Source organism: Pedobacter suwonensis (assembly GCF_044762335.1).
Taxonomy (GTDB): domain Bacteria; phylum Bacteroidota; class Bacteroidia; order Sphingobacteriales; family Sphingobacteriaceae; genus Pedobacter.
In genome coordinates, this window is sequence record NZ_JBIWEB010000018.1 from 94,601 (window position 1) to 101,973 (window position 7,373).

Consider the following 7,373-nt stretch of genomic DNA (forward strand, 5'->3'; position numbering starts at 1 on the left):
CAATCTTCACTATTTGAAGTGAAATCTAACTTTTTGTATTTAAATGATTTGTAAGGCATCGCACTCAAGTTTAGCGCCATCATATCCAATTAAAATGTATATTTACTGTTCGGAGACAGTATAAAATGGAAAAAAGATGGGTGCTGGCATCAGATTGTGATGATGATACAGTAGCAAAAGTAGCAGAACAACTTAACATAGACCGTTCATTGGCACAGATTCTTGTGCAGCGGAATATCTGTGATTTTGATCAGGCGAAAAGTTTCTTCAGACCAGATCTTAATCATCTTCATGATCCTTTTTTAATGAAGGATATGGATGTTGCTATTGCCCGTATCGAAACCGCATTGGCCAGCCACGAAAAGATATTGATTTATGGAGATTATGATGTGGATGGCACCACTTCGGTTGCACTCGCTTATAGTTTCTTCTCAAAGCTCACTAAAAATTTAGAATATTACATTCCAGATCGTTATCTGGAAGGTTATGGCATTTCAACTGCCGGAATTGATTATGCCAATGAAAATGGGTTCTCCCTTATCATTGCATTAGACTGCGGTATAAAATCGACCGATAAAATTGATTATGCCAATAGCCTGGGGATCGATTTCATTATCTGCGATCACCATTTACCCGGAGATGAACTTCCACAGGCCATAGCCGTTTTGGACCCTAAACGTTCTGACTGCGCATATCCTTTTAAAGAACTAGCCGGCTGTGGAATTGGTTTTAAACTGGCGCAGGCTTATGCACAAAAACATCAGCTTCCAAAAGAAACTTATCTGCAATATTTAGATCTGGTGATGGTAAGTATTGCGGCAGATATTGTGCCTGTAGTAGGCGAGAACCGAATCTTAGCTTATTACGGGCTGAAAAAATTGAACGCTAATCCTTGCGAAGGTTTACGGGCTTTGATGGAGGTTTCGGGCAAAACCGAAAATTACACTATTACCGATGTGGTTTTTACATTAGGTCCGCGGATTAATGCTGCCGGAAGGATCGATCATGCCAAACATGCCGTTGCCATGCTGCTTTGCCAGGTAGATAGCAATTCCCTAGAACAAAGTGAACTCATCAACCTTAAAAATACCGAACGCAAAACCTATGATCAAGACATTACCCGCGAGGCTTTGGCTTTAATTGGGGAAAGTGAAATCCTCATCAATAGAAAAACCACGGTAGTATTTAACGAAAACTGGCACAAGGGCGTCATTGGAATAGTAGCTTCGCGCCTGACAGAAAAATATTACCGTCCGACCATTGTCCTTACCAAGTCTAACGGACATGTAGCTGGCTCGTGCCGATCGGTAGTAGGTTTTGATTTGTATGAAGCTTTAAGCGGTTGTGCACATTTATTAGATCAGTATGGCGGACATAAATTTGCTGCTGGTTTAACCATGCAGGAACAAAATGTAAATGCCTTTGCCGATAAATTTGAAGAAATTGTATCGGCGAGTATTACAGAAGAGTTGCTGACACCCATGATCAGGATTGATGCCGAAATTGAACTGGCACAGATCGACGGTAAATTCTTTCGGGTTTTATCGCAGATGGGGCCTTTCGGGCCGGAAAATATGGCGCCAATATTTGTTACCCATAATGTATATCTTGCACAGCATGCCATGGCTGTTGGCCAAAATCATCTAAAAATTAATATAAAACAACAAAATTCGCCTATTTTTGAGGGCATTGCATTTGGATTGGCAGAATTTCAAAATCTTTTACAACCCAGGGTGCCGTTTTCCGTTTGTTATACGTTAGAAGAAAATGTGTGGCGTGATAAAAAACGCTTGCAGTTAAATATTAAAGGAATAAAAGTTAATTAATTGAAACCTTACAGGTTTTAAAAACCTGTAAGGTTTAGCTAATAAGTATGATACTAAAAGCCGAAAATCTGGTTAAAAAATATAAACAGCGTACTGTTGTAAACAACGTTTCCTTTAACGTAAGCCAAGGGGAAATTGTGGGGCTTTTAGGTCCGAACGGGGCAGGGAAAACAACTTCTTTTTACATGATCGTTGGTTTAATTAAACCGAATGAGGGGCGTATCTTTTTAGAAGAAGAAGATATTACTGAAGATCCGATGTACCGCAGGGCGCAAAAAGGAATTGGTTATTTAGCCCAGGAAGCATCTGTTTTTAGAAAACTTACCGTAGAAGATAATATCCTGGCCATTTTGGAAATGAGCAAATTGACAAAGGAAGAGCAACGCGATAAACTTGAAGAACTGATTAACGAATTTAGCTTACACAAAGTACGTAAAAACCGTGGCGATCTATTGTCAGGAGGTGAGCGCCGCCGTACTGAAATTGCACGCGCTTTGGCCGCTAATCCTAATTTTATTTTATTGGATGAGCCATTTGCCGGGGTAGATCCCATTGCGGTAGAGGAAATCCAAAGCATTGTAGCTAAATTAAAACATAAAAATATAGGGATCTTAATTACCGATCACAACGTGCAGGAAACACTGTCCATTACCGATAGGGCTTATTTGCTTTTTGAGGGGAAAATCCTGGAGCAGGGCGTTCCTGAAGTGCTTGCTGAAAATGAAATGGTGAGAAAAGTATATTTGGGATCGAATTTTGTATTGAAACGTAAGAAATTTGATGTTTAATAAGATTCAGCAAACAAAATTTAAATTAACATGTTGCATAATCGCAATGTTAAACCAAAAACTATAAAGCTTACTGTGTATAAAAATCTCCGTGTATTCCCATTTAACCAAGGGGCAGGTGTGCAAATCTGTGGCAGCTTCGTGCCCGTTAATTTTAGCATTTAAAAATGGCAATTGTAAATTCAATTTTTACCTGGTTAATGAAAAAGCGGATTCACCAGATCGAGCTTTTTATGAAATATCCGCACGATGTTCAGGAAGAGTGGTTCCACAGTTTGATTGACAGTGCTGAAAATACGGAATGGGGCAAACTGTACGATTATAAATCAATTTTAACGCCGCAACAATACCAGCAGCGCGTTCCGATCCAGAACTACGATACCCTAAAACCTTACATTGAGCGTATGCTTAATGGCGAACAGAACATCCTTTGGCCGTCTGATATTAAATGGTTTGCAAAATCATCGGGTACCACCAGCGACAGGAGTAAGTTTATCCCTGTCTCTGAGGAGTCATTGGAAGAATGCCACTTTAAAGGGGGAAAGGATATGCTTTCCATCTATTGTAATAACCGTCCCGATAACCAGATGTTTACCGGAAAAGGTTTGGTTTTGGGTGGGAGCCATCAGGTTAACCAGTTAAACGAAGATTGTTTTTATGGTGATTTATCTGCTGTGCTGATCAAAAACCTTCCTATCTGGGCAGAATATTACCGCACACCCGACATGTCTATCGCTTTGATGGACAATTACGAAATCAAGATGGATAGAATGGCAGAAGCCACCATTAATGAAAACGTAACCAGTATTTCAGGCGTACCAACCTGGACCATCGTATTGGCTAAAAAAGTACTCGAACTTACCGGAAAGCAAAATTTATTGGAAGTTTGGCCTAACCTTGAATTATATATTCACGGGGCAGTAAATTTTGCGCCTTATCGCGAACAGTTTAAACAGTTGATTCCTTCCGCTGAAATGTATTATCTGGAAACTTATAACGCATCAGAAGGATTTTTCGGCATTCAGGATCAGGATTATTCGGAAGAAATGTTGCTGATGCTTGATTATGGGATTTTCTATGAATTTGTGCCGATGGAAAATATAGGAGACGAAAATCCTAGGGCGCTGTTGCTAGGAGAGGTAGAATTGCATAAAAATTACGCAATAGTTATTTCTACAAACGGTGGTTTATGGCGATACATGATCGGCGACACCATTCAGTTTACCTCCCTTTCCCCTTACCGGATAAAAATTACCGGGCGTACCAAACATTTCATCAATGCCTTTGGCGAAGAAGTAATTATTGACAATGCAGAACAGGCCTTAACTAAAGCCTGCCAGCAAACACGTGCTGAAATAAAAGATTATACCGCAGGGCCGATTTACTTTAAGGATGAAAAGGCGGGCGGACACGAATGGATCATAGAATTTGATAAGCAGCCCGATGATTTTGAAAAATTTGTGGATGTGATGGACCAAACCCTGCGCGAGGTAAACTCAGATTACGATGCCAAACGGTTTAAAGATATGGCACTGGCCCGTCCTAAAGTACATAATGCCCCCGCCAATACTTTTTACAACTGGTTAAAAGCGAAAGATAAATTAGGTGGGCAGCATAAAGTTCCCCGATTAGCAAATGAGCGTAAGTATGTAGATGATATTTTGGAGATGATGAAATCTTCTTAGCATATATTGATTATATTTGTTTTAGGTCATAATAAAAGTATGGAAGCTACAGGTAAATTAACAAATGTTCAGTTAGAGCTATTGAAATTATTTCAGTATAATTTGCCTGATGCTCAACTAAATGATATTAAAGAGATGTTGGCAAAATACTTTGCTAAATCCGCATCCGACGAGATGGATAAACTCTGGGATGATAACAATTGGGATGAAAGTACAATTGAATCTTGGAAGAATGAACATTTGAGAAAAAAATAACATTAATGAAAGTTGTACTAGATATCAATGTACTTCTTGTCTCAATTCCTAAAAAATCAAAATATAGGCCGATTTTTGATGCTTTAATTAGTGGATATTTTCATTCAGTAATAACATTCTTTCAGAATACGTCGAAATTTTAGAACAAAAAACAAATTTTCTCATAGCAAGTAATGTTGCAGAGTTGTTGCTAAATCTTAAGAATGTAGAAAAAGTTGACATCTATTTTGAGTGGAAACTAATTTTATCTGATTTAGATGATAATAAATATGTTGATGCTTATGTGTGTAGTAACGTTGATTATATTATAACAAATGACCATCACTTTAAAATCTTGAAGCAAATAGAATTTCCTAAAGTTAATGTGCTAACAATCGATGAATTTTTATCAGTAATCGAAGAATAACGCTACTCAATTATGAAAAATATTTTACTTCTTATTTTTATTGTAGGATCATCAATATACCAATCAAAAGCCCAGGTAAAAGAAAGCTACAAAGCACAGATTGCCTATAAAATTGTAGAAACCTCTCCTCGTTGTAAACAGCTTACCAAAGGGCTCTACGAAAGAGTTGTTAAAAATGGTGGTACCTCTTATGGTGTTATGCTTGAGAGCAGCCCCAATCCTAAAACCGACCCATCACAGGGATACTCCAAAACTTTTAATTTTAACCTCCACGAAAGTTATGCAGATAGAATGCCTATTCTAGCCCGGTTTGTATTTGATCCAAAAAAGAAACAGCTTTACGAGGAGGATGTACTAAATGATAAACTGATAGCCATCGCTTTTGACAAAAAGTTATTGAAGCGCTTTAATAAAACTAGATGAAAAAGTATCAGGCCGTGTACCAGATATGCGGAACACAACTATGATGCTTTTGGCCGTTAATTTGTAATATGCTAAACCATGAAGTTGAACAGGGAAAAAATATTAGGTTTCTTTAAGAAATCGCAAAGCAAAGCCTCAGTGATTTTAAGTGATAAAACCAAAGCTAGCAATACCATCAAAGATGCTTTAGGTAAGGCGGTTACCAATAAGGGAGATTTAGAAGGTGTTTGGACTAAACTGGTTCTGCTTTTTGCGGTATCTAAAGATTATGTAAATGGCGATTATACCGAAATCCCTAAAAGATCGATCATTGCCATTTTAGGAGGATTGATTTATTTCCTATCCCCAATTGATGTAATTCCTGATTTTGTGCCTGTTCTGGGATTCATTGATGACATATACGTTCTAAATCTGGTATACAGGCAGGTGCTTAAAGATCTGGAAAGATATAAAGCCTGGAAAGATGGCCAAGGAAAAATAATTGACCTAAATGGCCCGACCGCATAAAACCTTTTTAGAATGGTTGGGCGAACATCTTTTTAGTTGTCCATTTAAAACTCATTTCGGGATTGACTGTCCGGGCTGTGGCCTGCAGCGCTCCGTTTTGGCTTTGTTTCAAGGTGATTTATCCGCATCATTTAAGTTTTATCCTGCAACAATCCCGCTTATTTTTCTGGTATTATTTACTTTGATTCACTTAAAATTGGACTTTAAATTTGGGGCGCAGCTGATCAAAATCGTTTTTGCAGGGGTTGCAGTAATTATTTTAATCAATTACATTTACAAAATATACACTCACCAATTGATCTAAACATATATGTCAGAAGAACAGGAAACCCCTCAAGAAAATAAACCTATTGATCTTTCTAAAGGTCAACAGTCAGAACCTGCACCATTTCAGCCCCTGGGGAACGGGCCGGTAACCCCGCCGCCTTTTCAACAGCCACCACCATTTGGACAGTTTGGAGGCGGAGGTTTTGGTCAGCAGAATTTGCCAAATGCTACAGCTGCACTTGTATTGGGTATTATAGCTATCCCCGCATGTTGTTTTTACGGCATATTTGGGTTGATATTTGGTGTAATTGCCTGGATATTAGGTGCTGGTGATATGAAGAAATATCAGTTTAATCCGGGTTTATATACCGAGTCGTCATATAAAAACGCAAAAGCAGGCAAGATCTGCGGAATGATTGCGACTATTTTAAGTGCATTATTTATTGTGATCTTTATATTGATTATAGCGGGAGCGATTACCAACCCTGAAATGTTTGATAATTTTATCAAAGGAATGAAATAGGTTATTAATTTTACCTTAAAAATATAAATCGGATGGTGCATGCCATTCGATTTTCTTATTTTTGTACTATTGATATTGTAAATAAAAAACTAAGATAATGTATCCAGAATATTTAGTAGAGCCAATGCGTAAGGAATTAACCAACGTTGGTTTTCAAGAGTTAAAAAATGCAGCAGACGTAGATCAGGCGATTAAAGGCGAAGGAACTGTATTGGTGGTTGTAAATTCTGTTTGTGGTTGTGCAGCAGCAAACGCACGTCCGGCAGCCCGCGCAGCAGCAGCACACGAAAAACATCCTGATAAATTGGTTACTGTTTTTGCAGGTATGGAAAAAGAAGCAGTAGATCAGGCTAGAAATTATATGATGCCTTTCCCTCCGTCTTCTCCAGCAATGGCTTTGTTTAAAGATGGTAAATTGGTACACATGATTGAACGTCACCAGATTGAGGGCAGACCAGCACAAATGATTGCTGACAACCTGATCGGTGCTTTTGAACAATATTGCTAATAAATGATTGCACAAATTATTGGATTACACAGATAGGTGATTCTTAAAATTATATTGAAAAGGTGAATGGAAATATTCGCCTTTTTGTTTTTTGGTGCGCCGGGCATGGCAATCGACTATAGGGTTAGAGTCCCGAACACGCTCTGCAGTAGGAAGTGCTAGCCAGAGACAAGGGTGTCGCGGGT

At 38.5% G+C, this 7,373-nt stretch carries 10 protein-coding genes; all 10 read left to right on the top strand.

The window, feature by feature from the left end; all coding sequences use genetic code 11:
- Window positions 1-125 precede the first annotated feature (125 nt).
- Window positions 126-1,826, top strand: coding sequence for a single-stranded-DNA-specific exonuclease RecJ (recJ, locus tag ACIQXP_RS21055; protein ID WP_387507527.1), 1,701 nt, complete (start codon window positions 126-128; stop codon window positions 1,824-1,826).
- Window positions 1,827-1,873: 47 nt separating this feature from the next.
- Window positions 1,874-2,614, top strand: coding sequence for an LPS export ABC transporter ATP-binding protein (gene lptB / locus ACIQXP_RS21060; protein WP_090502159.1), 741 nt, complete (start codon window positions 1,874-1,876; stop codon window positions 2,612-2,614).
- A gap of 167 nt (window positions 2,615-2,781) precedes the next feature.
- A complete protein-coding gene (locus ACIQXP_RS21065) occupies window positions 2,782-4,299 on the top strand; it encodes a GH3 auxin-responsive promoter family protein (protein WP_293743173.1) in 1,518 nt (505 codons plus the stop codon).
- A gap of 39 nt (window positions 4,300-4,338) precedes the next feature.
- Window positions 4,339-4,554, top strand: a complete 216-nt coding sequence (locus ACIQXP_RS21070; RefSeq protein ID WP_293743174.1) for a hypothetical protein — start codon at window positions 4,339-4,341, stop codon at window positions 4,552-4,554.
- A gap of 115 nt (window positions 4,555-4,669) precedes the next feature.
- Window positions 4,670-4,960, top strand: a complete 291-nt coding sequence (locus tag ACIQXP_RS21075; protein ID WP_367117531.1) for a PIN domain-containing protein — start codon at window positions 4,670-4,672, stop codon at window positions 4,958-4,960.
- A 12-nt stretch (window positions 4,961-4,972) separates the two neighbouring features.
- Window positions 4,973-5,383 (top strand): hypothetical protein, encoded by a 411-nt coding sequence (locus ACIQXP_RS21080; RefSeq protein ID WP_387507532.1) that lies wholly within the window; start codon window positions 4,973-4,975, stop codon window positions 5,381-5,383.
- A gap of 78 nt (window positions 5,384-5,461) precedes the next feature.
- Window positions 5,462-5,890 carry a YkvA family protein gene (locus ACIQXP_RS21085; RefSeq protein WP_293743176.1) on the top strand — a complete coding sequence of 143 codons (429 nt, stop codon included), beginning with the start codon at window positions 5,462-5,464 and terminating at the stop codon, window positions 5,888-5,890.
- The gene (locus tag ACIQXP_RS21090) at window positions 5,874-6,194 is read left to right on the top strand and encodes a DUF2752 domain-containing protein (RefSeq protein WP_367117530.1); all 321 of its coding nucleotides are present in this window, start codon (window positions 5,874-5,876) and stop codon (window positions 6,192-6,194) included. Before ACIQXP_RS21085 ends, ACIQXP_RS21090 begins: the two co-directional genes overlap by 17 nt.
- 6 nt (window positions 6,195-6,200) lie before the next feature.
- The gene (locus ACIQXP_RS21095; protein ID WP_387507536.1) at window positions 6,201-6,680 is read left to right on the top strand and encodes a CCC motif membrane protein; all 480 of its coding nucleotides are present in this window, start codon (window positions 6,201-6,203) and stop codon (window positions 6,678-6,680) included.
- Between the two features lie 97 nt (window positions 6,681-6,777).
- Window positions 6,778-7,188, top strand: a complete 411-nt coding sequence (locus ACIQXP_RS21100) for a BrxA/BrxB family bacilliredoxin (RefSeq protein ID WP_025145566.1) — start codon at window positions 6,778-6,780, stop codon at window positions 7,186-7,188.
- Window positions 7,189-7,373 lie beyond the last annotated feature (185 nt).